This window comes from Pseudarthrobacter oxydans, assembly GCF_013314975.1.
Classification (GTDB): Bacteria; Actinomycetota; Actinomycetes; order Actinomycetales; family Micrococcaceae; genus Arthrobacter; species Arthrobacter oxydans.
Genome location: NZ_JABTYH010000006.1, coordinates 52977 through 77690, shown reverse-complemented (window position 1 = coordinate 77690; position 24714 = coordinate 52977). Strand labels below are relative to the sequence as shown.

The 24714-nt window shown below is 67.0% G+C and carries 27 protein-coding genes and 1 riboswitch; of the genes, 13 read left to right on the top strand and 14 right to left on the bottom strand.

Annotated features, from left to right (window positions below):
- Positions 1-6: 6 nt before the first annotated feature.
- The 4 genes from HTS88_RS06075 to HTS88_RS06060 form a co-directional block, all read right to left on the bottom strand.
- Complete coding sequence (locus HTS88_RS06075) at positions 7-846, bottom strand: amino acid ABC transporter permease (protein ID WP_174176475.1); 840 nt, start codon at positions 844-846, stop codon at positions 7-9.
- The gene (locus HTS88_RS06070) at positions 843-1493 is read right to left on the bottom strand and encodes an amino acid ABC transporter permease (protein ID WP_066277535.1); all 651 of its coding nucleotides are present in this window, start codon (positions 1491-1493) and stop codon (positions 843-845) included. Before HTS88_RS06070 ends, HTS88_RS06075 begins: the two co-directional genes overlap by 4 nt.
- A gap of 85 nt (positions 1494-1578) precedes the next feature.
- Positions 1579-2466, bottom strand: coding sequence for a glutamate ABC transporter substrate-binding protein (locus HTS88_RS06065; RefSeq protein WP_174176474.1), 888 nt, complete (start codon positions 2464-2466; stop codon positions 1579-1581).
- A 67-nt stretch (positions 2467-2533) separates the two neighbouring features.
- Complete coding sequence (locus HTS88_RS06060; RefSeq protein ID WP_174176472.1) at positions 2534-3289, bottom strand: amino acid ABC transporter ATP-binding protein; 756 nt, start codon at positions 3287-3289, stop codon at positions 2534-2536.
- A 104-nt stretch (positions 3290-3393) separates the two neighbouring features.
- Here HTS88_RS06060 and HTS88_RS06055 point away from each other — a divergent pair, with 104 nt between their 5' ends.
- The 4 genes from HTS88_RS06055 to HTS88_RS06040 all read left to right on the top strand — a co-directional run bounded on the left by HTS88_RS06055 (position 3394) and on the right by HTS88_RS06040 (position 6279).
- Positions 3394-4176 carry an LOG family protein gene (locus HTS88_RS06055; RefSeq protein WP_104185063.1) on the top strand — a complete coding sequence of 261 codons (783 nt, stop codon included), beginning with the start codon at positions 3394-3396 and terminating at the stop codon, positions 4174-4176.
- Positions 4177-4235: 59 nt separating this feature from the next.
- Positions 4236-4616, top strand: coding sequence for a DivIVA domain-containing protein (locus tag HTS88_RS06050; protein WP_174176470.1), 381 nt, complete (start codon positions 4236-4238; stop codon positions 4614-4616).
- Positions 4613-5878 (top strand): hypothetical protein, encoded by a 1266-nt coding sequence (locus HTS88_RS06045; protein ID WP_425515552.1) that lies wholly within the window; start codon positions 4613-4615, stop codon positions 5876-5878. Before HTS88_RS06050 ends, HTS88_RS06045 begins: the two co-directional genes overlap by 4 nt.
- Before the next feature lie 233 nt (positions 5879-6111).
- Positions 6112-6279 carry a DUF3117 domain-containing protein gene (locus HTS88_RS06040; protein WP_009357720.1) on the top strand — a complete coding sequence of 56 codons (168 nt, stop codon included), beginning with the start codon at positions 6112-6114 and terminating at the stop codon, positions 6277-6279.
- Positions 6280-6334: 55 nt separating this feature from the next.
- Here HTS88_RS06040 and HTS88_RS06035 read toward each other — a convergent pair whose 3' ends face one another.
- Entirely contained in the window at positions 6335-6967 is a 633-nt protein-coding gene (locus tag HTS88_RS06035) for an O-methyltransferase (RefSeq protein WP_104185061.1), read from the bottom strand.
- Between the two features lie 225 nt (positions 6968-7192).
- On the opposite strand from HTS88_RS06035, the gene sigE reads away from it, so the two are divergent.
- The 3 genes from sigE (at position 7193) to HTS88_RS06020 (ending at position 9188) form a co-directional block, all read left to right on the top strand.
- On the top strand, positions 7193-7807 hold the full coding sequence (gene sigE, locus HTS88_RS06030) for an RNA polymerase sigma factor SigE (protein ID WP_066277510.1): 615 nt from the start codon (positions 7193-7195) through the stop codon (positions 7805-7807).
- A 7-nt stretch (positions 7808-7814) separates the two neighbouring features.
- Positions 7815-8711, top strand: coding sequence for an anti-sigma factor (locus HTS88_RS06025; RefSeq protein ID WP_246256034.1), 897 nt, complete (start codon positions 7815-7817; stop codon positions 8709-8711).
- 69 nt (positions 8712-8780) lie between these two features.
- The gene (locus tag HTS88_RS06020; protein ID WP_174176468.1) at positions 8781-9188 is read left to right on the top strand and encodes a twin-arginine translocase TatA/TatE family subunit; all 408 of its coding nucleotides are present in this window, start codon (positions 8781-8783) and stop codon (positions 9186-9188) included.
- A 60-nt stretch (positions 9189-9248) separates the two neighbouring features.
- On the opposite strand, the gene HTS88_RS06015 is transcribed toward HTS88_RS06020, so the two are convergent.
- Genes HTS88_RS06015 through HTS88_RS06005 form a run of 3 tightly spaced genes read right to left on the bottom strand, consistent with a single transcriptional unit; the run spans position 9249 to position 12359 of the window.
- Complete coding sequence (locus HTS88_RS06015) at positions 9249-10391, bottom strand: Mrp/NBP35 family ATP-binding protein (protein ID WP_174176466.1); 1143 nt, start codon at positions 10389-10391, stop codon at positions 9249-9251.
- A complete protein-coding gene (locus HTS88_RS06010; RefSeq protein ID WP_174176464.1) occupies positions 10391-11092 on the bottom strand; it encodes a DUF1003 domain-containing protein in 702 nt (233 codons plus the stop codon). The genes HTS88_RS06015 and HTS88_RS06010 overlap by 1 nt, the downstream gene beginning before the upstream one ends.
- A complete protein-coding gene (locus tag HTS88_RS06005) occupies positions 11076-12359 on the bottom strand; it encodes a magnesium transporter MgtE N-terminal domain-containing protein (protein ID WP_066277496.1) in 1284 nt (427 codons plus the stop codon). The genes HTS88_RS06010 and HTS88_RS06005 overlap by 17 nt, the downstream gene beginning before the upstream one ends.
- A gap of 77 nt (positions 12360-12436) precedes the next feature.
- On the opposite strand from HTS88_RS06005, the gene HTS88_RS06000 reads away from it, so the two are divergent.
- Positions 12437-13348 carry a YflT domain-containing protein gene (locus HTS88_RS06000; protein WP_174176462.1) on the top strand — a complete coding sequence of 304 codons (912 nt, stop codon included), beginning with the start codon at positions 12437-12439 and terminating at the stop codon, positions 13346-13348.
- 134 nt (positions 13349-13482) lie between these two features.
- On the opposite strand, the gene HTS88_RS05995 is transcribed toward HTS88_RS06000, so the two are convergent.
- The gene (locus HTS88_RS05995) at positions 13483-15069 is read right to left on the bottom strand and encodes an aminopeptidase P family protein (protein WP_174176460.1); all 1587 of its coding nucleotides are present in this window, start codon (positions 15067-15069) and stop codon (positions 13483-13485) included.
- Positions 15070-15193: 124 nt separating this feature from the next.
- Between HTS88_RS05995 and HTS88_RS05990 the strand changes: the two genes are divergently transcribed.
- On the top strand, positions 15194-16042 hold the full coding sequence (locus tag HTS88_RS05990) for a PHP domain-containing protein (RefSeq protein WP_174176458.1): 849 nt from the start codon (positions 15194-15196) through the stop codon (positions 16040-16042).
- A gap of 61 nt (positions 16043-16103) precedes the next feature.
- On the opposite strand, the gene HTS88_RS05985 is transcribed toward HTS88_RS05990, so the two are convergent.
- The 4 genes from HTS88_RS05985 to thiE all read right to left on the bottom strand — a co-directional run bounded on the left by HTS88_RS05985 (position 16104) and on the right by thiE (position 21309).
- A complete protein-coding gene (locus tag HTS88_RS05985; RefSeq protein WP_174176456.1) occupies positions 16104-16976 on the bottom strand; it encodes a DNA-methyltransferase in 873 nt (290 codons plus the stop codon).
- Between the two features lie 8 nt (positions 16977-16984).
- A complete protein-coding gene (locus tag HTS88_RS05980) occupies positions 16985-18673 on the bottom strand; it encodes a DEAD/DEAH box helicase (protein ID WP_174176454.1) in 1689 nt (562 codons plus the stop codon).
- 304 nt (positions 18674-18977) lie between these two features.
- Positions 18978-20483, bottom strand: a complete 1506-nt coding sequence (locus HTS88_RS05975) for an RNB domain-containing ribonuclease (RefSeq protein WP_174176452.1) — start codon at positions 20481-20483, stop codon at positions 18978-18980.
- A gap of 76 nt (positions 20484-20559) precedes the next feature.
- Positions 20560-21309 (bottom strand): thiamine phosphate synthase, encoded by a 750-nt coding sequence (thiE, locus tag HTS88_RS05970; RefSeq protein WP_217432249.1) that lies wholly within the window; start codon positions 21307-21309, stop codon positions 20560-20562.
- A 27-nt stretch (positions 21310-21336) separates the two neighbouring features.
- Positions 21337-21454, top strand: a riboswitch (TPP riboswitch).
- On the opposite strand from thiE, the gene HTS88_RS05965 reads away from it, so the two are divergent.
- The 4 genes from HTS88_RS05965 to HTS88_RS05950 all read left to right on the top strand — a co-directional run bounded on the left by HTS88_RS05965 (position 21450) and on the right by HTS88_RS05950 (position 24249).
- Complete coding sequence (locus HTS88_RS05965; RefSeq protein ID WP_174176450.1) at positions 21450-22817, top strand: FAD-dependent oxidoreductase; 1368 nt, start codon at positions 21450-21452, stop codon at positions 22815-22817. (Overlaps the previous riboswitch by 5 nt.)
- Positions 22814-23050: a sulfur carrier protein ThiS gene (gene thiS / locus HTS88_RS05960; RefSeq protein WP_174176448.1), complete on the top strand. Its 237-nt coding sequence runs from the start codon at positions 22814-22816 to the stop codon at positions 23048-23050. The genes HTS88_RS05965 and thiS overlap by 4 nt, the downstream gene beginning before the upstream one ends.
- Positions 23051-23055: 5 nt before the next feature.
- Positions 23056-23868: a thiazole synthase gene (locus tag HTS88_RS05955; RefSeq protein WP_174176446.1), complete on the top strand. Its 813-nt coding sequence runs from the start codon at positions 23056-23058 to the stop codon at positions 23866-23868.
- A 42-nt stretch (positions 23869-23910) separates the two neighbouring features.
- Entirely contained in the window at positions 23911-24249 is a 339-nt protein-coding gene (locus tag HTS88_RS05950; RefSeq protein WP_174176444.1) for a 4a-hydroxytetrahydrobiopterin dehydratase, read from the top strand.
- Between the two features lie 162 nt (positions 24250-24411).
- Here HTS88_RS05950 and HTS88_RS05945 read toward each other — a convergent pair whose 3' ends face one another.
- Positions 24412-24714: a hypothetical protein gene (locus tag HTS88_RS05945; RefSeq protein ID WP_174176442.1), complete on the bottom strand. Its 303-nt coding sequence runs from the start codon at positions 24712-24714 to the stop codon at positions 24412-24414.

Below are 24714 nucleotides of genomic sequence, written 5' to 3'. Positions count from 1 at the left end.
GAACTATCAGGGAACGGCTGCTTCGGCGGCTTCGGGTTCGGCCTTGGCCACGCCGCCGGCCGCCTTCTTGGACCCGCGACGCTCGATCCATACCGCGATCCTCGAAACGAGGATGTTGATCGCGATGTAGATGGCTGCCGCCACGAAGAAGATCGGGAACAGGAACTGGGTTCCCAGGAAGTCAGCCATCACCTGCACGGCGCGCAGTAGCTCGCCGTACGCCACGATGTAGCCGAGCGAGGTGTCCTTGAGGAGCACCACCATCTGCGCCACCAGGGACGGCATCATGCGCCGGATCGCCTGCGGCAGCTCGATCAGCATGCGCGACTTGAAGCTGGTGAGGCCGATCGCAAGCCCGGCCTCGCGCTGGCCCTTGGGCAGCGACTGGATGCCGGCGCGGATGATCTCTGCAAACACTGCCGAGTTGTACAGCACCAGGCCGGTGACAACAGCAATGAAGGGCGAGGTGCCGAAGCCGAGCAGGACGAACAGCATCATGAGGACTACCGGCATGCCGCGGAGGAACTCCAGCACCACGCGGGTGGGGATCCGGATGAAGGCGGCATCGGAGATGCGGAGCAGGCAGAGCAGCAGGCCCAAGGGGAACGCGATGACAGCCGCGAGGGCTGCCGCGCTGAGGGTTGCGCCCAGGCCGTTGCCCAGGAGCGTCCACACATCGGCCCGGGTGAAGATCTGCCAGCGGCGCCCTTCGAAGATGCCCTGCTGCGCGAACGTCATGATGATCCAGGCCAGCAGGCCCAGGATCAGCAGCGAACCCACGATGGATCCGATCAGGGAGATGCGCCGGGCCTTGGGGCCTGGAACGTCGTAGAGGACTGAGCTCATCGGGCAATCGCCACCTTTCGTTCCACCGTACTGGCCAGGATGCCCAGCGGAACGGTGAGGAGCAGATAGAAGAACGCAACGCCGAGCAGCACGGGGATGACGGCGTCACCGTTGGCGTTTGCCAGCTGGCGGCCGTAACCGAACAGTTCGAGGACAAAGAACGCGCCGGCAACCGAGGAGTTCTTGACCAGGGCGATCAGGATATTGATGAGCGGCGGGACCACCGTCCGCAGGGCCTGGGGCAGGATGATGAGGTTCAGGACCTGCCCGAAGTTCATGCCGATGCTGCGGGCAGCTTCAGCCTGGCCCACCGGGACGCTGTTGACACCTGAGCGGACAGCTTCGGCGATGAACGCTGCGGTGTAGGTACTCAAGGCAATGATGGCGGCGACTTCGAACTGCTCGAATTTGACGCCGAGCCGGGGAAGGACAATAGCCGCGAAGAAGAAGGCGATGGTCAGGGGAGTGTTCCGGAGGACCTCCACGTAGACCGTGCTGAAGCCGCGGAGCGCTGCCACCGGGGAGACCCTGGCTGCCGCGAGCAGTGTGCCGAGTACCAGCGCGATGACGCCGGAAACGGCGGAGAGGAAAAGTGTGCGGAGAAAACCGTTCCAGTACAGGGGAAGGTTTTCAAGAATGACGTCCATAGGATCCTTCGGATGTGGGCGTGGACGGGAGCGGAGAGGCCGGTTGCCGGGGCCACGGAGCAGCCCCGGCAACCACTGAGGTTACTTAGTAACGGTCAATCTCGGGCAGCTCCGGGGCAGTCTTGATGACTGAGCCCGCAGTGGCTTCCCAGGCCTTCTTGTAGGACCCGTCTTCTTCGAAGGATTCCAGCTGGTCGTTGATCCAGTTGCGGAACTCGGTGTCGTCCTTCTTCAGGCCGATGCCGTAGGGCTCCTTGGTGAACGTCTCGTCGGAGGCGAGCTTGAAGGCGTCCGGTTCCTTGTCCACGAAGCCGGCCAGGATCACGTTGTCCGTGGTGACGGCTTCCACCTGCTTGTTGCGCAGCGGCTCAAGGCAGGCCGAGTAGGTTGCGGCCGGAACGAGTTCCGCGCCGTACTGGTCCACGATGGTGGCTGCGGGGGTGGAACCCGTCACGGAGCAGACCTTCTTGCCCTTGACGTCCTCGGGGGTCTTGATGGTGTCGTTGTCCTTGTTGACCATCAGCGCCTGGCCGGCCTCGTAGTACGGGCCCGCGAAGCTGACAACCTGCTTGCGCTTGTCATTGATGGTGTAGGTGGCGATGACCAGGTCAACCTTGCCCTGTTCGATGAACGGCTCGCGGTTGGCAGACACGGTCTCGGACCACTCGATCTTGTCAGCGGGGATGCCCAGCTTCGCGGCGATCAGCTTGCCGATTTCGACATCGAATCCAACCGGCTTGCCGTCGAGGCCTACCTGTCCGAAGAGCGGCTGGTCGTACTTGGTGCCGATCTTGATGGTGCCGGCCGAGGCGAGCTTTTCCATGGTGGTGCCGGCAGCGAACGTGGGCTCTGCAGCAACCGAGGGATCGCCCCCGGCGTCGGTGCCGCCACCGCCGCAGGCGCTCAGGGACAGGGCGAGGGCGGCTGTAGCCGCCACGAAGAATGACTTCCGCCGGGTCATAAATGCCTTCATGACATTCCTTTCATTGAGGCCGTGGGTCACGGCCTGGGTGCGAACTTGGAGTATTGGTTCGGGTGGATCAGTGGGTGAGGAGCTTGGAGAGGAAGTCCTTGGCGCGGTCGCTCTTCGGGTTGGTGAAGAACTCCTCCGGGGTGGCGTCCTCGACGATCTGGCCGTCCGCCATGAAGACGACGCGGTCCGCGGCCTTGCGGGCGAAGCCCATCTCGTGGGTGACCACGATCATGGTCATGCCCTCCTTGGCCAGCTGGATCATGACGTCCAGGACCTCGTTGATCATTTCCGGGTCGAGCGCCGAGGTGGGCTCGTCGAAAAGCATGACCTTGGGCTTCATGGCCAGCGCGCGGGCGATCGCGACGCGCTGCTGCTGGCCGCCGGACAGCTGTGCCGGGAGCTTCGGGGCCTGATGCCCCACGCCAACGCGTTCAAGGAGCGCCATTGCGTCCTTGTCCGCTGTTGCCTTGGGGACGCCCTTGACCTTGATGGGCCCAAGGGTCACGTTTTCGAGGATGGTTTTGTGGGCGAAGAGGTTGAACGACTGGAAGACCATTCCGACGTCGGCACGCAGCTGCGCCAGCTCCTTGCCTTCCTCGGGGAGGACCTTGCCATCGATGCTGATGGTCCCGCCTTCGATGGTTTCCAGGCGGTTGATGGCGCGGCAAAGGGTGGACTTACCGGAGCCCGAAGGCCCGATGACCACAACAACCTCGCCCTTGCGGACCTGGAGGTTGATGTCCTTCAGAACGTGCAGCTGGCCGTAATGCTTGTTTACGGCGTTCAGGGAGACGAGGGCATCGCCGGGCACATGAGTAGTCATAGGAAGAATCTAGCGAACAACACCGGCTTATGACGCTAATCACCCCATGTTCCTGCGGATCGTGATTCAAGAGATACCTCCCGCGGGCAGGTTAGCCTAGGGGAATGAGCATCAGTGCAGATCCGGCAAGAAATTCCCAGCCACGCCGCAAGGGGCCCCTTGAGCTGCGCCGCAAACAGGCGGCCGTGGAGATGTCGGACCAGCATCTGCTCGACACCAAGGGCCCCGGGCAGTTCGTCCACACGGATCCCTGGCGGGTCCTGCGCATCCAGAGCGAGTTCGTGGAAGGGTTCGGTGCCCTGGCGGATATCGGGAAAGCCGTGAGCGTCTTCGGTTCAGCACGCACCAAGCCCGGCAGCCCCTACTACGAGATGGGCGTGGAAGTGGGGCGGAAACTGGCGGAGGCCGGCGTCGCCGTCATCACCGGCGGCGGTCCCGGCTCCATGGAGGCTGCCAACCGCGGCACCGTGGAAGGCAACGGTGTATCCGTGGGCCTGGGGATCGAGCTGCCGTTCGAACAGGGCCTGAACCAGTGGGTGGACCTGGGCATCAACTTCCGGTACTTCTTCGCCCGCAAGACCATGTTCGTCAAGTACGCCCAGGGGTTCATCGTCCTGCCCGGCGGGCTGGGAACACTCGACGAGCTGTTCGAGGCCATGGTGCTGGTCCAGACGCGCAAGGTCACATCGTTCCCGATCGTCCTCCTCGGCGTCGATTTCTGGGGCCCGATGATCGAGTGGATCAGGGGCACGCTGGTTGCCGAAGGCATGGTGTCCGAGAAGGACCTGGACCTGATCCAGGTGGTTGACGATCCCGCCGAAGCCGTGGACCGAGTGCTCCACGGGGCCGTTACGCCCTCCTTCAAGGGAGAGCAGCGGCCGGAGTAGCCGGTCCCGCCCCGGGTGTCCGGACTGGCAGCAGCCGCCCGGTCTGGCACGATGGAACGGTGAGTTTCTTTCTGGTTTTCCTGGCCATCGGGTTGGTCGGGGCGGTGTTCTGGGTCGGCCTCGGGCGGCGTGCGAGCAGGACAGGCAACGCTCCGTTGCCTGTCCTGCTCGACGGCGGCTTCGAGCAGCCGCCTGCCAACCTTCCCCCTGTCCTGCTGCCGGCCCAGGCCGCACCGGAGGATGTGGACCGTGTGCGGTTCTCCCTTGGCCTCCGCGGCTACAGGATGGACCAGGTGGACCAGGTCCTGGATGACTTGCGGGACCAGCTCGCCTCCAAACAGGACGAGATTGACGGCTTGCGGGCTGAGCTGCTGGCCCTGCAGGAAGCCCGCGCCACGGAACCCGGCGGGACCGCGCCGCCTGCAAAGAACACGCCGTGAGTACAGAGGCGCGGCGCCGCGCAGGCCTGCTCCCGTCGCTCCAAGGGCTGGCGGGGCAGGCGGGAACAGCACTCCGGGGCTGGCCGTGGTGGCTTCAGGTCACCGCCATTTACCTGGCCGCCCGTCTCGTCAGCGCCGGAATCTTCATGGCCGCTGCGCTCCACCAGGGTCCCAATCCCTGGTTTCCGGCGAAGCCTGACTACTGGAATTTCATCAACATCTGGGACGCGCGCTGGTACGCCCAGGTGATTGCCGGGGGCTACCCCTCCGTGCTGCCGACTGACGCCGCGGGCAACGTGCAGGAAAACACGTGGGCCTTCTATCCGTTGTTTCCCGCGCTGGCCGGAGGGCTCAGCGGACTCACCGGCATGGCTCCCGCGGCGGCCCTGACGCTCATCGCCATGCTTGCGGGCTGGGGAGCGGCGCTGGTTGTCTACATCCTGTTCCGGCACAAGGCCTCCCACGCCCCGGCGCTGTGGGGAGTAACGTTCTTCGCCACCTTCCCCGTGGCTGCAGTCCTTCAGGTGCCGTACGCCGAACCGCTGTCCCTGCTGCTCCTCGCGGCAGCGTTGCTGCTGGTGGTCCGCAGGCAGTACCTCTGGGCAATACCCGTGGTGGTGCTCCTGTGCCTGTCCCGGCCGGTAGGTGTTCCCTTTGCGGCCATGCTGGGGCTGCTCCTCCTGCACCGCCTGTGGGCGCGGTTCCGCAACGCGGCCTCCGGTGCCGGGACGCGGGAAGGAACCCATTCCAACCGTGACCTCGCGGCCCTTGCCGTCCTCACCGGCGTCGGAGGCGCGATGGCGCTCGCCTGGCCCGCGGCGGCGTGGGCGGCAACCGGGGACATCCAGGCTTACACAAAAACCGAAACAGTATGGCGCGGCCATGACCTGGTGCCGTTCAAGCCCTGGTTCGACACCGGCATCAACCTTTTCGGGCCGGTGCTGGGAGTGCTGGCGCCCTTCATTTTCGTGGCCCTCTTCGCCGCCATGCTCTTCCTTCCCCCCGTCTGGCAGATCGGCGTCGAACTCCGCCTGTGGTGTGCCTGCTACATGGCGTACCTGGTGGCGTTCCTGCACCCGCAGACCAGTACGTTCCGCATGCTGCTGCCGCTGTTTCCGCTGGCGCTGGCAGCTGCACTGGCCTCCAGGTCGCGTGCTTACCGGGGGACGGTTGTCCTCATGTTCCTGCTGCTGCAGATTGTCTGGATTGTGTGGCTGTGGGCCTGGGCGCAATTGCCCGGCGGCGGGGATTATCCGCCCTAGTCTTTGGGGCCTTCGTGCAGGTCAGGGCTGAAATACCACCACGCGGTAAATGTCCATCGATTAGCTACGTGCGGGTAATTCCGCGATAATAGTAAGTAAGCAAGGACAAAAAGCATTCAGAATACGCGCAGCCCGGGCGGTGTCCAACCACTCCGCCGTGGCAGCTTGATCTACATGCGGACACAGCCCGCCCGGGCTGATCAGTCCTGGGACTAAATGGAGGGGAATTCCTCATGGCGGCTATGAAACCACGCACCGGCGACGGCCCAATGGAAGTCACCAAGGAGGGCCGCAGCCTGATCATGCGCGTCCCGCTCGAAGGCGGCGGGCGACTGGTGGTCGAGCTGAACGCTGCTGAGGCAGCCAACCTCAAGGAATGCCTGGTCGGCGTTACCGAATAATCGTGAAAAGGCAGGGCCCGCAGCAGCAGCTGCGGGCCCTGCCTTTTTCGGCGGCCTACTTCTTGACTGCCACCAGCAGGCCGTCGCCGGTGGGAAGCATGGCCGAAGCCAGCCTGTCGTCGTCGCGTATGGCTTTGCCCACCTGGCGCAGGACTACGGTGGTGGCCTCGCGGCTGGCGGGGTTGGCCACCTTGTCCTTGTCGAGTGCGTCGTTCACGATCAGCAGCCCTGCGGGCTTCAGCAGACGGATGGCCTGTTCCACATATCCGGGCAGCCCGGGCTTGTCGGCGTCAATGAACACCAGGTCGTAGGCGCGGTCCGTCAGCCGCGGGAGGACGTCGCCTGCCCTTCCGGAAATGGTCCGGGTGCGGTTGGCGGGGCTGCCGGCCTCGGAGAATGCCTCGCGCGCGGCGCGGAGGTGTTCGACGTCGACGTCGATGGTGGTGAGGACGGACTGGGGGCCGAGGCCGCGGAGCAGGCACACACCTGAAACTCCCGCTCCGGTCCCGATCTCGACGGCGGTCTGGGCTTTGGATGCGGCAGCCAGCACGGTGAGGACTGCTCCCACTCCCGGGCCAATGGGCGTCACACCGAGCTCGAAGGAGCGCTCCCTGGCCCGAAGCATGACCTCATCCTCAGCAGGAAGATCTTCTGCATAGGACCAGCTGGTGGACTTGTCGGCGCTCATGGGTTTCGCTTTCTGGGCGGCAGGGAATGTCCTTTACAGCCTACTGTGTCCCGTGGCAACGGCAGGGGAGGCAGGCGGTTGCGCCTATGGCTGAACTTTTCCACAATCAGGAAATTCCCAGACAAGTTTGAAATGATTAATATCCGCTCATCCAAAAGGTGACCGGCGCCGAATCAGAGATGTCAACAGTATCCGGGCGTTAGTATTCCACGAGGGGAGTGGACGATGTCATCTTCAGTTGTGGCACCTGTCCCTGCAACAAACCATCCTGAGGCTGAGTGGGTACGTCCCACCTGGGAAGAAGTGGTCACCAACCACTCGGCGAAGGTCTACCGGCTTGCCTACCGCCTGACGGGCAACAAGTACGACGCCGAGGACCTCACCCAGGAGGTGTTTGTCCGCGTCTTCCGCTCGCTGGAGAACTTCAAGCCGGGCACGCTGGACGGCTGGCTGCACCGGATTACCACGAACCTCTTCCTGGACCAGGCGCGGCGCAAAACCCGGATCAGGTTCGATGCCCTCGCCGAGGATGCCGAGTCGAGGCTTCCCGGCCGCGAACCGGGTCCGGAACAGAGCTTTGAGCTCAACAACCTGGACGTGGACGTGCAGGCTGCGCTGGAGGAACTTCCGCCGGACTTCCGCGCCGCCGTCGTCCTCTGCGACCTCGAAGGCCTGTCCTACGACGAAGTGGCGGAAGCGCTGGGCGTCAAGCTGGGTACTGTCCGCTCACGGATCCACCGCGGACGGACCATGCTGCGGGAGAAGCTGGCGCACCGGGACCCTCGTCCCCAGCAGGCGCGCCGCAAACTGTCCATGCCGCGTATCGCCGGCATCCTCTGAACGGCGCATGAGGTCCCGGACCCCATTCGGACGCAGGCACCAGCGCACCCGCAGCCACCTCCAGTCCTGCCACGAATGCTCTGCAGCGTTGCGGCGGGAACGCCAGTACCTGGAGCGGCTCCGCGATGCCCCCATCCCGCCCGCCAGCGATGACCTGACGGCCCGCCTGCTGTCACGGACGCAGGAACTCGCCGCCGCGCCTCCGGCTCCCACCCAGCGGCCCGCGCCACCGCGCACGGCCGTCCGGGTGCTGGCACTGGCTGCCGGCGGCAGCACGGCTGCGGTGGCGGTCCTGGCTGCGGGTGCCTTCGCGGCTGCAGGGGACCCGCTGCCCGGGGACGCCACGGGAAACCCGGCCGCTTTTTCGCAGGTCTCGTCCCGGACGCCGGCGGACGGCAGGCAGCTCAACGCTGAACAGCTCACGCGGCTGCGCTCCGAAGGCTGGGCCTGTCCGGAACTGGAAGCAATGGGCTTCCACCTTGAATCGGCAAAAGCCACGGTGTTCAACGGGCAGCCGGCGGTTGAGCTGAGGCTGACCGACGGGGCACACTACGCCACAGTCACTGAACAGCGGCTCTCCGCACAGGAGGGTGACGGCCAGAATCCTGGCGGACAGCCGGGCGCTGTGGACCGGGAAGCCGCAGCAGCCGGCAACAACCTGAGTGTGTGGCAGTCTTCACCATGGTCGGCCACGTACCGGACGCAGGGCCACAGCTTTACCTACGAGTCCAACTTGCCGGCGGAGCGGGCCGACGATGCCGTCCCCATCCTGCAGCGCCTTGGCAGCAGGGCCGAAGAAGGTGTTGCCGCCGGTACCCCTCCGTCCGCGGAAGCGGGAGGGGAACCGCTCACGACGCGGCTGCAGCGCGGGGCCAACCGCATCGTGGCCTTTTTCGTCCCGTAGCGCAGGCAGTTCTCCCGGGCCCCGGGTTGAAATCGTCACTGGCAGCCCGGAGAGGGTAATCTTCCTAAAGTGTTTGGAATCAACGGCCCGGAGTTCTTTCTTCTGCTGATCATTGGCGTTCTGGTGATCGGCCCCCAGCGGCTGCCCGAATACACCCAGAAGCTGGCGAACCTGGTCAGGGAAGTCCGGCGCATGGCGTCCGGTGCCCGCGAGCAGATCAAGGAAGAAGTGGGCATCGACATCGATGATGTCGACTGGAAGAAATACGATCCCCGGCAGTACGACCCCCGGCGCATCATCAAAGAGGCGCTCCTCGACGACGACGCCAAACCCGTCAGCGCCGGCGCGCCGGCCGCCGTGGCCGCAGTTTCCGGGGCCGCCGCCGTGGGAGCCGACGCCGCGCCCAGGCGGCCGGAACGGGTGCTCCAGTCGCTGCCGCCGGGCGAGGCCGCACCCTTCGACACCGAAGCCACGTAGCGCCTGCCCGCAGCAGTTTCCGGACAGGTGCTCCAGGCTGCACCCGGCCAGGCTGGCGGCTCAGCGAGGCTGAAGCCCCAGTTTCATCCCGGCCAGTCCACGGGGTTTTGCCGCCAGTTGTCCGGCGATACCTGACAGTGCGGCCGCCGCCGGCGTGCCGGCCTGGCCGAGGACGATCGGCACGCCGGTGTCCCCGCCTTCACGCAGCTGGATGTCCAGCGGAATCTGGCCCAGCAGCGGCACTTCTGCCCCCACCGTTGCCGTCAGCCGCCCGGCGAGGACCTGCCCGCCGCCGCTGCCGAACAATTCCATCCTGCCGCCGTCGGGCATTTCCAGGTAGGACATGTTCTCGATGACCCCCGCCACCTTCTGGCCCGTTTGCGTGGCGATGGCCCCGGCGCGCTCGGCGACGTCGGCGGCGGCAGCCTGCGGCGTGGTGACCACCAGGATTTCCGCCTTGGGCAGCAGCTGGGCCACGGAGATCGCGATGTCACCGGTGCCGGGCGGCAGGTCGAGGAACAGGGCGTCGAGGTCGCCAAAATAGACGTCGGTGAGGAACTGTTCCAGCGCGCGGTGCAGCATGGGTCCGCGCCAGGCCACAGGCTGGTTGCCGCTGACGAACATCCCGATGGAGATCACCTTCACCCCGTAGGCGACCGGGGGAAGGATCATGTCGTCCACCCGGGTGGGCTGCTGCGTGATGCCCATCAGGCCCGGGACGGAGAAGCCATAGACATCCGCGTCCACGATGCCGACGCGCAGGCCCTGGACTGCAAGGGCACAGGCCAAATTGACGGTCACCGAGGACTTCCCGACCCCGCCCTTGCCGCTGGCGACGGCGTAGACCCGGGTCAGGGAACCTGGCTCGTTGAAGGGGATGCCGCGCTGGCCCCCCTTGCCGCGGAGCAGTTCCTTGAGGGCATCGCGCTGTTCCTGGGTCATCACCTTGAGTTCAACGTCGACGGCGGCCACTCCCGGAACTGCCAGCAGCGCGTTCGTGGCATCCGTGGTGATGGTGTCCCGCAGGGGGCAGCCGGCGATGGTGAGCAGGACTGCCAGGCTGGCCCTGCCGGCGTCGTCCACGGCGACAGACTCCACCATGCCCAGTTCGGTGATGGGGCGGCGGAGTTCGGGGTCGATGACCGTGGCCAGGGCAGCGTTGACTGCCTCAGCCAACGCCGTGTTGGCAATGGGTTCGCTCATTAACGGTCCTGGGTGGAATGGCCGGGCTTGACCCGGGGGATCTGCTGGGTGCGGGGGTTCCGTTGCCGGTCGCGCTGTTCCTTGAGTTTTTCCTTGACCTTGTCGCGGGGGGATTCGTGCTGCCCCTGCCCGGAGGGATCGTGGGTCCGGAGCTCCTCCTGGGCCTCCAGCATGTCCTCAAGCAGCGAACGGAGCTCGGCACGGACGTAGTCACGCGTGGCAACCTCGCGCAGCGCAATCCGCAGGGATGCGAGTTCCCGGGTGAGGTACTCGGTGTCGGACAGGTTGCGCTCGGCGCGCTGGCGGTCCTGCTGGAGCGAGACGCGGTCGCGGTCGTCCTGCCGGTTCTGGGCGAGCAGCAGAAGGGGTGCGGCGTAGGAGGCCTGGAGGGACAGCATCAGCGTCAGCAGGGTGAAACCAAGCGCGCGGGAATCGAACTGCCACTCAAGCGGCGCCCAGGTGTTCCACGCCAGCCAGATGACCACGAAGACCGTCATGTAGACCAGGAACTGCGGGGTGCCCATGAAGCGGGCAAAGCCCTCCGTGGCGTGGCCGAAGGCATCGGGATCCGGGGAGAACTTGGGCAGGATCCGCTGGCGGCCGCTCAGGGGTGTGTCCAGGCTGCCTTTGTCGGCCGTCTTCCTGGCGGGCGTCCGCTGGTTCGGATTTTTTGGTGCGCTGCTCTCAGCCAATACGGCCACCCAGCCTTCTTATCGGGGCTTCGCCGTCATGGGCGCGCCAGTCATCCGGCAACAGATGATCCAAAACATCATCAACAGTCACCGCCCCCACAAGCCGGCCGGCGTCGTTGACCACGGGGAGGGAGTTCAAATTGTAGGTCGCCAGCGTGCGTGCCACTTCGCTGATGTGTGCCTGGTCCGACAGCGGTTCGAGGTTCTTGTCCACCAGGTTGCCGAGCGGTTCGAACGGCGGGAACCGGAGCAGCTGCTGGATGTGGACCACACCCAGGAAGCGGCCGGTCGGCGTCTCCAGCGGCGGCCTGGCGATGAAGATGGAGGAGGCAAGCGCCGGGGAGAGTTCCTCCCGGCGCACGTGGGCCAGCGCCTCGGCAACCGTGGCCTCGGGAGGAAGGATCACCGGCACGGGGGTCATGAGCCCGCCGGCGGTGTCCTCGTCGTACTCCAGCAGCCGCCGGACGTCCTCGGCGCCCTCCGGCTCCATCAGCTGGAGCAGCTCCTCCGCCTGGGCAGAGGGGAGCTCGCCAAGGAGGTCGGCGGCGTCGTCGGGATCCATTTCCTCCAGCACGTCGGCTGCGCGCTGCACGTCAAGGGCGGAGAGGATCTCCACTTGGTCATCTTCCGGGAGCTCCTGGAGGACGTCGGCCAGCCGTTCGTCCTGCAGCTCGCTGGCCACCTCGAAACGGCGTTTGTCGCTCATTTCCTGCAGTGCTTCGGCGAAGTCTGCCGGCTTGAGGTCCTCATGGTTGGCCACGAACTGGGTGGCCGCCTGCGGCTCCGTGCGCGGGCCCTGGAGGGCGTCGGCCCAGTCGATGATCAGGGTTTCGTTGCGGCGGAGCCGGCTGAGCGGGGAAAGGGAATGGCCCCGCCGGACAAAGAGCTTGCTGACGAACCAGTCCCGCGAGCGGTGCTGGTCCATGGCGATGTCCTCGATGGTGGCGTCGCCGCTGCCGTCCCGCAGGGTGACGCGGCGGTCGAACATCTCGGCCACCACCAGCGTCTCGGCGCCGCGCTGCTCGAAGCGGCGGAGGTTCACCAGCCCGGTGCAGATGATCTGGGTCTGGTCGATGGAGGTAATGCGCGTCATGGGCACGAAGACGCGCTTCTTGCCGGGAACTTCGACGACGATGCCCACCACGTGCGGTGCGCCCTGCGTTCCCCGGGACAGCACAACAACATCGCGCAGCCGGCCCAGCCGGTCGCCCAGCGGGTCGAAGACGTCGAGGCCCAAAAGGCGCGCCACGAAGACGCGGGTAGGAGTTGTGCTCACTCCTACAGGCTACCGAGTCTGCTCTCTTTTAGCTGAATTTACAGGCAGCACACATGCTCATGGGCAAGAATGGGGGTATGGCAAACATATTTGGTGCTCCCAAGGCCGGCGGGCCCGGCGGAATGGATGAAGCCCGGGCCGTTCCAACCGGCGATACCGTGGGTTCCTACACGTCCTACCTGGATGCCCAGAAGGCCGTGGATTACCTTGCGGACCAGCAGTTCCCCGTCCACATGGTGTCCATCGTGGGCAACGAGCTGAAGATGGTGGAGCGGGTGACCGGCCGCCTGAGCTACCCCAGGGTGGCGCTTTCCGGAGCACTGAGCGGCATGTGGTTCGGCCTGTTCGTGGGTGTCATGCTGTCCTTCTTCGCACCGTCACCGGGGTACTTCTCCATTCTTACCTCGGTGCTGATGGGTGCAGCGTTCTTTATGCTCTTCGGCATCGTCACCTATGCCATGCAGCGCGGCAAGCGCGACTTCACCTCCACCAACCAGGTGGTGGCCACCAGCTACGACGTCGTGGTGTCGCCGGAGGCTGCCCACGAGGCACGGCGGCTGCTCCAGCAGCTGCCGATGACCCGCTCGGATGCGGCCGCCGGCGGTGGCCCCTACACCCAGCGCGACTACCACAGCCAGCCTTACCAGCAGAACCAGCCCGGCCAGGGTCCGGTCCGTCCCTCAGGCTGGAGCGATCCTTACGGGCAGCAGTCGTCCGGGTCGTCGGCCCAGGCACATCCTGTCCAGGAGGACCAGGGCCAGCCTGCTGCCGCGCCGCAGGAGCAGCCCGCCCCGGCCCGGACCGTACGGTACCCGGACCTGCCGGATGGCCGGCCGCAGTATGGCGTGCGGCTGCCGCAGGCCCCCGCCGCCGGCACCGGGCACCCCGAGGGCGGCCAGCAGCAGCCCACGCAGGGGGAGCGGGTTGATGGCCAGCAGGACGCGCCCGGGCACGCTCCTGAGCAGCACCCGGGCGAGCCGCGGCAATAGCCCGCAGCGGCCTGGCAGGCAAACAAAAGCGGGGCTGCCGGAACACTTGTTCCGGCAGCCCCGCTTTTTTGTTTATTCAGCAGGTTGGCAGGGGGCGGCGTCAATAACAGCCCCCCACAACCGCGGGCTGCTGGCTAGGCTTCCTGGGCCCCGTCCGCTTCACGGTAAATGCCCGCCATCCAGTCCTGCACGTCCTCGGCCTTGCGCGGCAGGGCGGCGCTCAGGTTGACCGGGCCGTCGGCGGTCATCAGGACGTCATCCTCAATCCTGACGCCGATTCCCCGGTACTCCTCCGGGATCGCAAGGTCCTCGGCCTTGAAGTACAGGCCGGGTTCGATGGTGAAGACCATCCCTTCGGTGAGGATGCCGTCCAGGTAGAGTTCCCGTTTGGCCTGGGCGCAGTCATGGACGTCCAGCCCCAGGTGGTGGCTGGTGCCGTGCGGCATCCACCGGCGGTGCTGCTGGCCCTCGGGACTGATGGCCTCCTCCACCGTCACCGGCAGGAGCCCCCACTCCGCAAGCCGCTCGGCAAGCACTGTGGTGGCCGCGGTGTGGATATCGCGGAACTTCGCCCCGGGCTGTGCTGCGGCAAACCCGGCGTCGGCCGCGTCGAGCACGGCTTCGTAGACTTTGCGCTGGATGTCGGTGAACACGCCGCTGGCGGGGAGGGTGCGGGTGATGTCCGCCGTGTACAGGGAATCGGCTTCCACGCCGGCGTCCAGCAGGAGGAGTTCTCCGGCGTGGATCTTCCCCGTATTGCGGGTCCAGTGCAGCACTGTGGCGTTGTTGCCGGAGGCCGCGATGGTGTCGTATCCCAGTTCGTTGCCCACCTCGCGCGCCCGGGCGAAGAAGGCTCCTTCCACCACGCGCTCGCCGCGGGCGTGCGTGAGGGCGCGAGGCAGGACTTTTACGACTTCCTCGAACCCTTCAACGGTGGCAGCCACCGCGAGCTTCATTTGCCCGATCTCCCAGTCGTCCTTGAGGAGGCGCAGTTCGGAGAGGGCTTCGCTCAGCTTTTCGTCCAGGGCATCGAGGACGGCGAGGTCCAGGTTGTCCGGGTCCTTCGCCGTGTTGTAGCGGGCGGTGTCCACCAGCGCGTCGATGTTCTCGTCCACCTTGCGGACCAGGCGGATGGAGATGCCGCCGATTTCGGGGGCGCCCACGTCCTTGGTGATGGCTGTCTCCAGCTGGTCGATATGTGCCGTTGCCAGGCCAAGGCGTGACTCGAACTCCGCGAGGGTGGGACGGGCGCCGATCCAGAACTCGCCGGCCCGGGAGTCTGCGTAGAACTGTTCCGTGTCCCGCCCGGCCAGCGGCCGGAAGTAGAGCGTTGCCCGGTGGTGGCCGCCGTCGTCGCCCTTTCCTTCCCCGACGGGTTCAAGGATCAGGACGGCGTCAGGCTCGTGGTCGAGGCCGAGCCCGGTGAGGTGCGCGAATCCGGAGTGGGGGCGGAAGCGGTAGTCGCAGTCGTTGGAGCGGACTTTCAGCGGGCCGGCGGGGATCACCAGGCGTTCGCCCTTGAACTGTCCGGAGATTGCCTTGCGCCGGGCCGAGGCGTAGCCGGCTACGGCGTCACGTGCCGGGAGCTCCTGGCTGGCGGGCGCCCAGTTGCCGGCCATGAAGGCCTTGAACGCGTCGGAACTGGGCCGCTGCGAGCGGTTGTTGACGCGCTCCTCCAACGGCTGGGAAGCAGAGGTGGGGGTGTTTTCGGCATCTTTCACCGCACCATCGTCTCACCAGCTCCGCGGCTGCGCGAACAGGCGGAGCCGGTGCCGGCGGGACGGGAACGCGGGAGTTGCGGCCGGCCATACACAGGGTGAACGCCGGGTCAACTAGTCTGGATAGGTGAGGATCGACCTGCATGCCCACTCCAATGTCTCGGACGGCACCGAGAATCCCGCAGACGTCATGGCTTCCGCGGCCCGCGCCGGCCTGGACGTCGTAGCGCTGACGGACCACGATTCCACGGCCGGCTGGGACGAGGCTTCTGCTGCAGCCGTTGAACACGGGGTGGCCTTGGTCCCCGGGATGGAGGTTTCCTGCCGGACAGAGGAGGGCATCAGCGTCCACCTCCTGAGCTATCTGCACGACCCGAAGCATCCGGGACTGCTGGAGGAAATCACCAAAGCCAAGGACGCGCGGCATACCCGTGCCGAGCGGATGGTCACCCTGCTTGCTGAGGACTACCCCCTCACCTGGGACGACGTCATCCACCATGTCGCCCCCGGCGCGACCCTCGGCCGCCCCCACATCGCGGACGCCCTCGTGGCGGCCGGGGTGGTGGAGGACCGCTCCGAGGCCTTTGCCTCCATCCTCACCTCACGCTCGCGCTACTTCATCCAGCACTACGCACCCGCGCCGGCCATCGCCGTCGAACTGGTCCGTGCCGCCGGCGGGGTCCCCGTCTTTGCCCACCCCGTGGCGTCCTCCCGCGGCAGGATCGTAGGCGAGCGGGTGTACCAGGAGATGATCGACGCCGGCCTGGCGGGCCTGGAAGTCAACCACCGTGACAATCCGGAGGAGGGTCGCCGGTTCCTGCGGCGGCTCGCCGGCAGGCACGACCTCCTGATTACCGGGTCATCGGACTACCACGGCACCGGCAAGCCGAACCTGCTGGGGGAGAACCTCACCGAGCCGGACGTCCTGGCGCGGATCGAGGAAATGGGGACAGGGACCGCTGTCGTCCGTCCCTGATCACGGCAACCAGGTAGCAGCACATGTCGTTTTGGAGTCCCAAACCGACATGTGCTGCTACCTAGTTGGGCGGGAACGCGGTGAACTCCGCGTGGGCACCCAGGCGCCGGGCCATGATGTCGATGGCCGGCTGGTTCTGGTCCACACACACAAACCTGCGGTCCATCTTCGCGGCCACCGCACCCAGGGTTCCGGAACCGGCGAAGAAGTCCAGGCACCAGTCACCGGGCCGGCTGGACGCCGCCACCACGCGGCGGATGAGGCCCTCCGGCTTTTGGGTGGGATACCCGGTCTTTTCCTTGCCGGTGGGCGAGACGATGGTGTGCCACCAGACGTCGGTGGGCAGTTTGCCCAGTTCGCGTTTGGCTGGCGTGACAAGGCCCGGTGCCATGTAGGGTTCGCGGTCCACCTCGGCGCTGTCGAAGTGGTACTTCGAGGGATTCTTCACGTACACCAGGATGTTGTCGTGCTTGGTGGGCCAGCGGTTCTTGGCCCGGGCGCCGTAGTCATAGGCCCAGATGATCTCGTTCAGGAAGCATTCACGGCCGAAGATCGCATCCAGCATCACCTTGGCGTAGTGCACCTCGCGGTAGTCGAGGTGCAGGTACAGGGTGCCGTCCTCCGCCAGCAGCCGCCACGCCTCCACGAGCCGCGGCTCCAGGAAGGACCAGTAGTCACTGAAGGCGTCGTCGTAGCGGTGGAGCGCGCCTTTGATGGTGTCGTAGGAGCGCCCCTTGAAGCCGACACGGTCGCCGGTGCCGTCCGCGTTGACCACCATGGTGGTCTGCTGGCGCCGCTGGGCCCGGCCCGTGTTGAACGGGGGGTCCACGTAGATAAGTGTGAAGGCGCCGTCCGGCAGCGAGGGGAGGAAGTCCGCGTTGTCCGCGTGGACCACCAGGCTGCTGCCGTCCGGCGCCCAGACAGTGTCAGTCATGAAGGGGGTTAGGCCTCGGTGCTGCCGGACTGTGCGGCGTTTCCGCCGCCCACCACTTCACCGTTGCGGCGCCGGGTGCGGGTGCGGGGGCGCCGGGTGCGTGAGGGCTGCTCGGCCTCGGTCGCTGCCGGAGCGTCACCGGCGCCAGCGGGGGCTGCGGCGGCATCGGGAGTACGACGGCGGCGCTCGCCGGAGCGGGCAGCGGAGTCGCCGCTGCGGCCGCCTTCGCGCTTGGCGCCGCGGTCACGGCTGTCCCGGCCACGGCCGTCGCGGTCGCGGGAACTGCCGGCGTCGCGGCCACCGCGGGCGTTCTTCTTGCCCGTTTCGCCCAGGTCCTCCAGCACCTCGGCGTCAACACCGGCCAGGGTGCGCTTGTCGCGCGGCAGCCGGCCCTTGGTGCCCTCGGGAATGTCCAGGTCCTCGTAAAGGTGCGGGGAGGAGGAATAGGTTTCGATGGGTTCCGGAACGCTCAGGCCCAGTGCCTTGTTGATCAGTCCCCAGCGCGGCATGTCGTCCCAGTCCACGAAGGTCACGGCGGTGCCTTTGTTGCCGGCGCGGCCGGTGCGGCCCACCCGGTGCAGGTAGATCTTTTCGTCTTCCACGCACTGGTAGTTGATGACATGGGTGACGTCGTCCACGTCGATGCCGCGGGCGGCCACATCGGTTGCCACCAGGACATCCACCTTGTTGTTGCGGAAGGCCCGGAGCGCCTGCTCGCGTGCGCCCTGCCCGAGGTCGCCGTGGATCGCGGCGGCCGCGAACCCGCGGTCCACCAGTTCCTCGGCAACCTTGGCTGCGGTGCGCTTGGTCTTGGTGAAGATGATGGTCCGGCCGCGGCCCCTGGCCTGGAGGATGCGGGCCACCACCTCGATCTTGTCCATGCTGTGCGCGCGGTAGATCAGCTGGCGGATGTCCCGCTTGGTGAGGCCTTCGTCATCCGGATCAGCAGCACGGATGTGGGTGGGCTGGGTCATGTAGCGGCGGGCCATGGCAATGACGGGGCCGGGCATGGTGGCGGAGAACAGCAGGGTCTGGCGGACCGCCGGCGTGGCCGCGATCAGGGTCTCGACGTCCGGCAGGAAGCCGAGGTCAAGCATTTCGTCGGCCTCGTCCAGGATGACGACCTTGACGTTCTTCAGGCTCAGGTGCTTCTGCTTGTAGAGGTCGATGAGGCGTCCGGGGGTTCCCACCACAACCTCCACGCCGTTCTTCAGGGCTTCCACCTGGGGCTCGTAGGCCCGGCCGCCATAGATGGTGGCGATGCGTGCGTTCCTCTTGCGGGAGGCCGTCTGCAGGTCGTTGGCCACCTGCACCGCGAGTTCACGGGTGGGGACGATGACCAGGGCCTGCGGTGCGCCGGGTACTGCGAGTTTCTCGTAGCCGGCGTCGTCACGGCCCACCACGCGCTGCAGGGCGGGGATGCCGAAGCCCAGGGTCTTGCCGGTGCCGGTCTTGGCCTGGCCGATGATGTCGTGGCCGGAGAGGGCCACCGGCAGGGTCATCGCCTGGATGGGGAAGGGGTGGGTGATCCCGGCGTCCGCCAGGGATTCCACAATGTCGGCGCGGACGTTGAAGTCCGCGAAGGACTTCTCCTCAATCTCGTGCGGCTTCTCGTCGGAGATGATGGTTTCTTCCGGCTCAAGCGTTTCGGTGCCGGAGTCGTCCGTCAGAAGCTGGTGGGTATGCAATTCACTCACGTGGAGTTTCCTTATTCATTTGGGCAATGGCGCTGCCTGCTCAACGGGCCGGCCGGCAGGCCGTTCCGGAGCACGCTCAGGCGCGCAAGCAATTCCAGTGGAAGCCGATCGCGGGCTATCTAAAATGCTGGCACTGGTGACCAGCGGGTGTATCTCAAGATCGCGTAGGGGCGGGCTTGTTGGTTTCAAATCAAGGAAATCAACGACCGGGCATCCATTTCTACCTCTTCAGTCTAGCCGCACGGGCACGGAAACCCGGCTTTGGCCCGGTGTGCCTGCACGCCGGCAGGAAAAACGGCCCCGCTCAGGACAGGGGCGGGACCAGCTCGAAATGTACTTCCCGGGTGGCAATGTCGGAGGACACGAGGCGCACCCGGACCTTGGTTCCGGCCTCCAGCTCACCGGCGCAGCGGGCCGTGACGGCAGGCTCGGCAATCTGGATGATGCCTGAGCCGCCGTTGCCGTTGCCGTTGCGGCCGTTGCCGTTCTTTCCGTTGCCGCCGTTGCCGTTGTCCTTCTGGGGCTTGGATCCGGAGATCACGATCGCGTCGAACTCCTGCCCGATGTGGTTGACCAGGAGCGCCGCCTCCACGGTGTCCAGGGCCATGCGCTCCATCCGGGACGCCAGCTGGTCCGAGCCGGCCATGATCTCGGGAAGCGACGGCAGCGCCTCACGGACCCAGCCGGGCACGTCGCCGCCGTTGCACAGGGCTTCGCAGGTCACCAGGACAAAGCGGTCCACCAGGCGGCGCAGCGGCGCGGTGGTGTGGGCGTAGGCAGCGCCGATGGCGGACTGCACGGCGTCCTCGGGAACCGCGCCGTCGAACGCCGTATACGCCGCACCGCGGAAGAGCATGCCGGCTGAGTGCATAATGGCCAGCTGGCGGGGATCCGTGGGGTCCAGGCTGCGCAGGTACTCGCCGTAGCTGACCTCACCGTCCCAGGGCTTCCCGAGGGCCTCTGTCTGGAGCCGGAAGTGGTGCAGGGACCGCTCATCCGGTGAGGGCATGGTGCGGAGGATGCCCACTTTGCCGGCCAGCATGAGCTGCGCAGCGGCCATTCCCGTCATGAGCGAGATCTGGGCGTTCCAGTCCTCCACGGGCAGCTGCGGGGCCGCGGCAATCCGGTAGCCGCCGTCGGGAAGCTGGACAATTTCCTGGTCCGGCATGTTCAGGCTGGCACCCTCACGGGCGCGCTCCAGCTCCACGCGCTTGAGCCCCACCTCCTTGAGGAGGACCAGGACTTCTGAAGGGCTGCCGCCGTCCAGTTCCGCCTGGGCGCCCTTGTAGCTGAGCTTGGCGCGGCTGCGCATCCGGGCCCGTCCCACCGTCACCGCGGTGACTTCGGCGCGGACATCGAGGCGGAAGTCCCAGACGAACGCGGAACAGTCCTGTCCCGGCAGGAGGCTTCCGGCGCCCTCGCTGATGACTTCAGGGTGCAGCGGAATGCGGCCGTCCGGGGTGTAAAAAGTCTGGCCGCGGCGCCTGGTCTCGGCATCCAGCGGGCCGCCGGGAGCCACGAAGGCGGGAACGTCGGCAATGGCGTAGAGCACGCGGTAGCTGCTGCCGTCCCGTTCAATAAAGAGCGCCTGGTCAAGGTCCGTGGACGACGCCGGGTCGATGGTGATGAAGTCTATGCCCGTCAGGTCATGGGACGGCAGCTTCAGTGCCGACACGGCGGCCTCGGCGTCCTTCACGGCTTCGGCCGGGTACTCACCAGGCAGCTCGAGCTCCGTCCGCAGGGCGCTGAGTGCAGCCTCGAGGGCGTTGGTGTGCTCGTGGACACTGGGGGCCAGCCGATGATGTGACACGAAAATCAGCGTAGCCCGAATTCCGCGAATAGTGCAGGGAGCCGCCCGCGGGATGCGGTGCGGATCCGGCGCCGCGTCACGGGCGGGCGGCGTCCAGCGCGTCGAGCAGCGATGCGGCCGCCGCTGACGGATCGTCGGCCTCCGTAATGGCCCGGACCACAACGATCCTGCTGGCCCCGGCCTCCACCACCTGTTCCACGTTGCCGTGGTCAATCCCGCCGATCGCGAACCAGGGCACACCGCCGTCGGACTGTCCCTGCCCTTGCGCCGCTGAGGCCGCCGCCGCATACGTCACCAGGTCCAGCCCGACGGCGGCGCGGCCGGGCTTGGTGGGTGTTGCCCACAGCGGGCCCACGCAGAAATAGTCGAGCGCCGCCGGGCCGGCGGCCGCTGCCAGGGCGGCATCCACCTGTCCAGGGCTGTGGCTGGACAGGCCGATGGCGGCGTTCCCGTTCAGCAGCGTCCGGGCTGCCTGGAGGGGAAGGTCCTTCTGCCCGATGTGGAAGACCGGCGCTCCGGACAGCACAGCAATGTCGGCGCGGTCGTTCACTGCCCACAGCCTGCCGTGCCGGACCGCTGCCTCCTTCAGGACGGCGAGGAGTTCCAGCTCCTCGGCGGCTTCGATGGACTTGTCCCGGAGCTGGATGATGTCCACGCCGCCGGCGAACGCGGCATCCACGAACTGTTCAAAGTCGCCCTGGCTGCGGCGCGCATCCGTGCAGAGGTAGAGGCGCGCATCGTGCAGCCCGGCGCTGCCCTCCGCGTTGATAAAGGCGTCGGAACCGGACGGACGGGCAGCGGCGGCAGGGGGGTGGGACACATTCATGGGAGCCAGCCTAGTTCCTCTACACTGGGCTCGTACTGCGGGAGCCGCGGCAGCTGTCACAAAGCGCCGGGCTGAGAGGGCGTCAGAGCCGACCGCTTGACCTGATCCGGTTAATACCGGCGTAGGGAAGGAGACAACCGATGCCTGACGTGCACGCCGCAACCGGCCCCTGTCCTTCCGGCTCCACCATCACGGCCGACGTGGCGGTGATCGGCGGAGGAGCCATCGGCCACGGGATCGCCTGGGAGGCGAGGCGTTCGGGCCGTTCCGTGGTGGTGATCGATGACGCCCCCGGCTCCGGAGCCAGCTGGGCTGCCGCGGGGATGCTGGCGCCGGTGAGCGAACTGCACTACCAGGAGGAGGACCTCCTGGAACTCATGCTCGAGGCCTCCGCCCGCTGGCCCGGTTTCGCTGCGGACCTCGCTGCGGCCGCGGGCTCGGATCCCGGATATCTTACGACGCCGACCCTCGCCGTGGGTGCCGACGCCGCAGACCGGAAGGCCTTGCTGGACCTGCGTGCCGTCCAGCGGGCCAACGGCCTCACGGTTGAACCGCTCACCATCCGCGAAGCCCGGCGCCGCGAGCCCTTGCTAAGCCCGGGCATTGCCTGTGCGCTGGATACGCCGGCGGACCACCAGGTGGACCCCCGGCTGCTGGTGGCCTGCCTCCGCCGGGCCCTCGCCGGGGAGGCCCGCTCCACCGGAAGCGGCGTGGCCGGCGCCGCCGACGGATTCGCCGTGCCGGACAAGGCAGCCGGCCTGCTCTGGCAGGACGGGGCCGTAGCCGGAGTAGCCCTGGAAGGTGGAGGGACCGTACTGGCCGGGGAGACCGTGGTGGCCAACGGACTGCACGCCCCGGAACTCACGGGACTGCCGATCGACCTGCACCTGCCGCTGCGGCCGGTCCAGGGGGACATCCTGCGGCTCGCGGTACCGGCGCACCTCAGGCCGCTGGTGACCTCAACAGTCCGCGGACTGGTGCGCGGGGTCCCCGTCTATATCGTTCCGCGGCGGGACGGAACCGTCGTGATCGGGGCAACCCAGCGTGAGGACGCACTGGGCAGTGGGAGTGGCAGTGGCAGGGGCTCCAGCGCCGGTGCGGTGTCGGCAGGGGGTGTGTACCAGCTTCTCCGCGATGCCCAGGTGCTGGTGCCCGCCGTCGCTGAGCTGGAGCTCCTTGAGTGCACGGCCCGCGCCCGGCCCGGCACGCCGGACAACGCCCCGCTGCTCGGAAGGGTATCGCTGCCCGGAGGACCCGTGGGCCGGCAGCCCGCGCCTGGAAGGTCCGGCCTCCAAGGGTCCCGCCACGTGCAGGGGCTCATCATTGCCACCGGATTCTTCCGCCACGGCATCCTGCTCACCCCGGCTGCGGCCGCAATCTGCCGGGAACTCATGGACGGCACGGAAGACCCCCGCTGGGCCCCGTTCAACCCCGGCCGGTTTTCCCCGGCTCCCTTTCGCATGGCTGAAGCGGCTGCCACGCCATCCAACACCCAGGAGACAGCATGAACATCACCCTGAACGGAACCGGCCACACCGTGGCCGACGACGCTTCCCTCACCGCGCTCGTCAGCGAGGTCACCGGCCGTCCGCTGGCCGCGGACGGCCGGGCCACGGACGGGCGGAAGCTGGGCGTGGCCGTAGCACGCAACGCCCAGGTGGTGCCCCGGAGCCTGTGGTCCGCCACGGCGCTCGCCGAGGGCGACGACGTCGAACTTGTCACGGCAGTACAGGGAGGCTGACCACCATGACCGGAACCACCGTCACCAACAGCCAGCTGTCCGGGCTCCAGGACCCCCTGGTGATCGACGGCGTCCCCCTGGCATCCCGGCTCATCATGGGCACCGGCGGCGCCCCCAGCCTGGACGGCCTGGGCGCCGCGCTCCTCGCCTCCGGCACCTCGCTGACCACCGTTGCCATGCGGCGCTATTCGCCGGACGAGGCGGGTTCGCTGTTCCAGCTGCTGGTGGACCACGGCATCCGGGTCCTGCCCAACACGGCGGGGTGTTTCACGGCGCGTGACGCTGTGCTCACTGCTGAACTGGCACGGGAGGCCCTGGAAACCGACTGGGTGAAGCTCGAGGTCATCGCCGACGAACACACCCTCCTGCCGGATGCCGTTGAGCTCGTGGACGCCACCGAGCAGCTGGTCAACAGGGGATTCAAGGTGTTTGCGTACACCAATGACGACCCCGTGCTGGCCCTGCGGCTGGAGAACCTCGGAGCCACTGCTGTGATGCCGCTCGGCTCGCCCATCGGGACGGGCCTGGGCATCCTCAATCCGCACAACATCGAGCTCATCGTGTCCCGGGCCTCGGTGCCGGTAGTGCTGGACGCGGGCATCGGTACGGCCTCCGACGCCGCCCTCGCCATGGAACTGGGCTGCGACGCCGTGCTCCTGGCCACGGCAGTGACCCGGGCGCAGAACCCCGCCTTGATGGGGAAGGCCTTCAAGCACGCCGTCATCGCCGGTAGGCTGGCGAAAGCGGCTGGTCGCATACCCCGCCGTGAACATGCGCTGGCGTCGTCGGCAATGGAGGGCCGGGCCGAGTTCCTGTAGGCCCACCTTCTGCCGGCCGGCGCCCGGATCCCAGGAGCAGCAGTGGCCGGCAAAGATGCACTTTCCCCGGAACGGATCGACGAAGCCCTGGCGGAACTGCCTGATTGGCGGGCCGGCAACGGCGGGTTGGTCACCGTCTTCAAAATGCCGACGGCGGCTGCCGCACTCGAGCTGATTGCGGCCGTCGGACGCCTGGCCGAGGAACAGAACCACCATCCTGACCTTGACTGGCGTTACAACCGCGTCTTTATCCGCTACACGTCACACGACGCCGGGGGACAGGTGACCGGCCGGGACCTCGCGGCAGCCGCGGCAGCAAGTGAAGCTGCGGCAGCGGCGGGCGCCAAGGCAGAGCCGGCAAAGTACGTGCAGGGGCAGTAGCCGGCTGCGGGGCGCTCATTGCCCGCCCGGCAGAACAAAAGGGCCGCTGAGCGCCCACGTCTCCAAGCCCTGTGCTCTTAACCGGCAGCGGCCGCCATCCCCTCAGGGGTGGCGGCCGCTGCCGGTTGATTAGTGCGTGCAGCACAAGGTGCTGCGCAGGCCTCAGGCCCGAAGGATTGCCGTGAGCCGTTCGGTATCCTGGCGCGCACGTGAACGGCCCAGGTAGATGGCGGCCGCCGTTGCGGACGCGGCTCCGAGCACGATCGGCAGGACCCATGGAATCCAGGTGCGTCCCGGCAGGTATCCGAATCCGGCGGCCATCAGGATGATCCATGCCAGGGCTGCCACGGCCACGGAAACCCCGGCGGGCACGCCGGCCCCGTACTTGGCATGCCGCTTGTCGTTTGCCCAGACAATACAGCCTGCGGCGGCGGCGGCCAGCACAACGATGGTCAGCGAAAGCAT

Bases quoted from the DNA above. Each gene is read 5' to 3' on its own strand.
- HTS88_RS05985 (WP_174176456.1), bottom strand. From the start codon at position 16,976: ATGACTGACACTGTCTGGGCGCCGGACGGCAGCAGCCTGGTGGTCCAC.
- HTS88_RS06070 (WP_066277535.1), bottom strand. From the start codon at position 1,493: ATGGACGTCATTCTTGAAAACCTTCCCCTGTACTGGAACGGTTTTCTC.
- thiE (WP_217432249.1), bottom strand. From the start codon at position 21,309: ATGAATGTGTCCCACCCCCCTGCCGCCGCTGCCCGTCCGTCCGGTTCC.
- HTS88_RS06015 (WP_174176466.1), bottom strand. From the start codon at position 10,391: ATGAGCGAACCCATTGCCAACACGGCGTTGGCTGAGGCAGTCAACGCT.
- sigE (WP_066277510.1), top strand. From the start codon at position 7,193: ATGTCATCTTCAGTTGTGGCACCTGTCCCTGCAACAAACCATCCTGAG.
- HTS88_RS06075 (WP_174176475.1), bottom strand. From the start codon at position 846: ATGAGCTCAGTCCTCTACGACGTTCCAGGCCCCAAGGCCCGGCGCATC.
- HTS88_RS06000 (WP_174176462.1), top strand. From the start codon at position 12,437: ATGGCAAACATATTTGGTGCTCCCAAGGCCGGCGGGCCCGGCGGAATG.
- HTS88_RS06065 (WP_174176474.1), bottom strand. From the start codon at position 2,466: ATGAAGGCATTTATGACCCGGCGGAAGTCATTCTTCGTGGCGGCTACA.
- HTS88_RS06025 (WP_246256034.1), top strand. From the start codon at position 7,815: ATGAGGTCCCGGACCCCATTCGGACGCAGGCACCAGCGCACCCGCAGC.
- thiS (WP_174176448.1), top strand. From the start codon at position 22,814: ATGAACATCACCCTGAACGGAACCGGCCACACCGTGGCCGACGACGCT.
- HTS88_RS06040 (WP_009357720.1), top strand. From the start codon at position 6,112: ATGGCGGCTATGAAACCACGCACCGGCGACGGCCCAATGGAAGTCACC.
- HTS88_RS05945 (WP_174176442.1), bottom strand. From the start codon at position 24,714: ATGCTTTCGCTGACCATCGTTGTGCTGGCCGCCGCCGCCGCAGGCTGT.
- HTS88_RS05965 (WP_174176450.1), top strand. From the start codon at position 21,450: ATGCCTGACGTGCACGCCGCAACCGGCCCCTGTCCTTCCGGCTCCACC.
- HTS88_RS05955 (WP_174176446.1), top strand. From the start codon at position 23,056: ATGACCGGAACCACCGTCACCAACAGCCAGCTGTCCGGGCTCCAGGAC.
- HTS88_RS06035 (WP_104185061.1), bottom strand. From the start codon at position 6,967: ATGAGCGCCGACAAGTCCACCAGCTGGTCCTATGCAGAAGATCTTCCT.
- HTS88_RS06055 (WP_104185063.1), top strand. From the start codon at position 3,394: ATGAGCATCAGTGCAGATCCGGCAAGAAATTCCCAGCCACGCCGCAAG.
- HTS88_RS06060 (WP_174176472.1), bottom strand. From the start codon at position 3,289: ATGACTACTCATGTGCCCGGCGATGCCCTCGTCTCCCTGAACGCCGTA.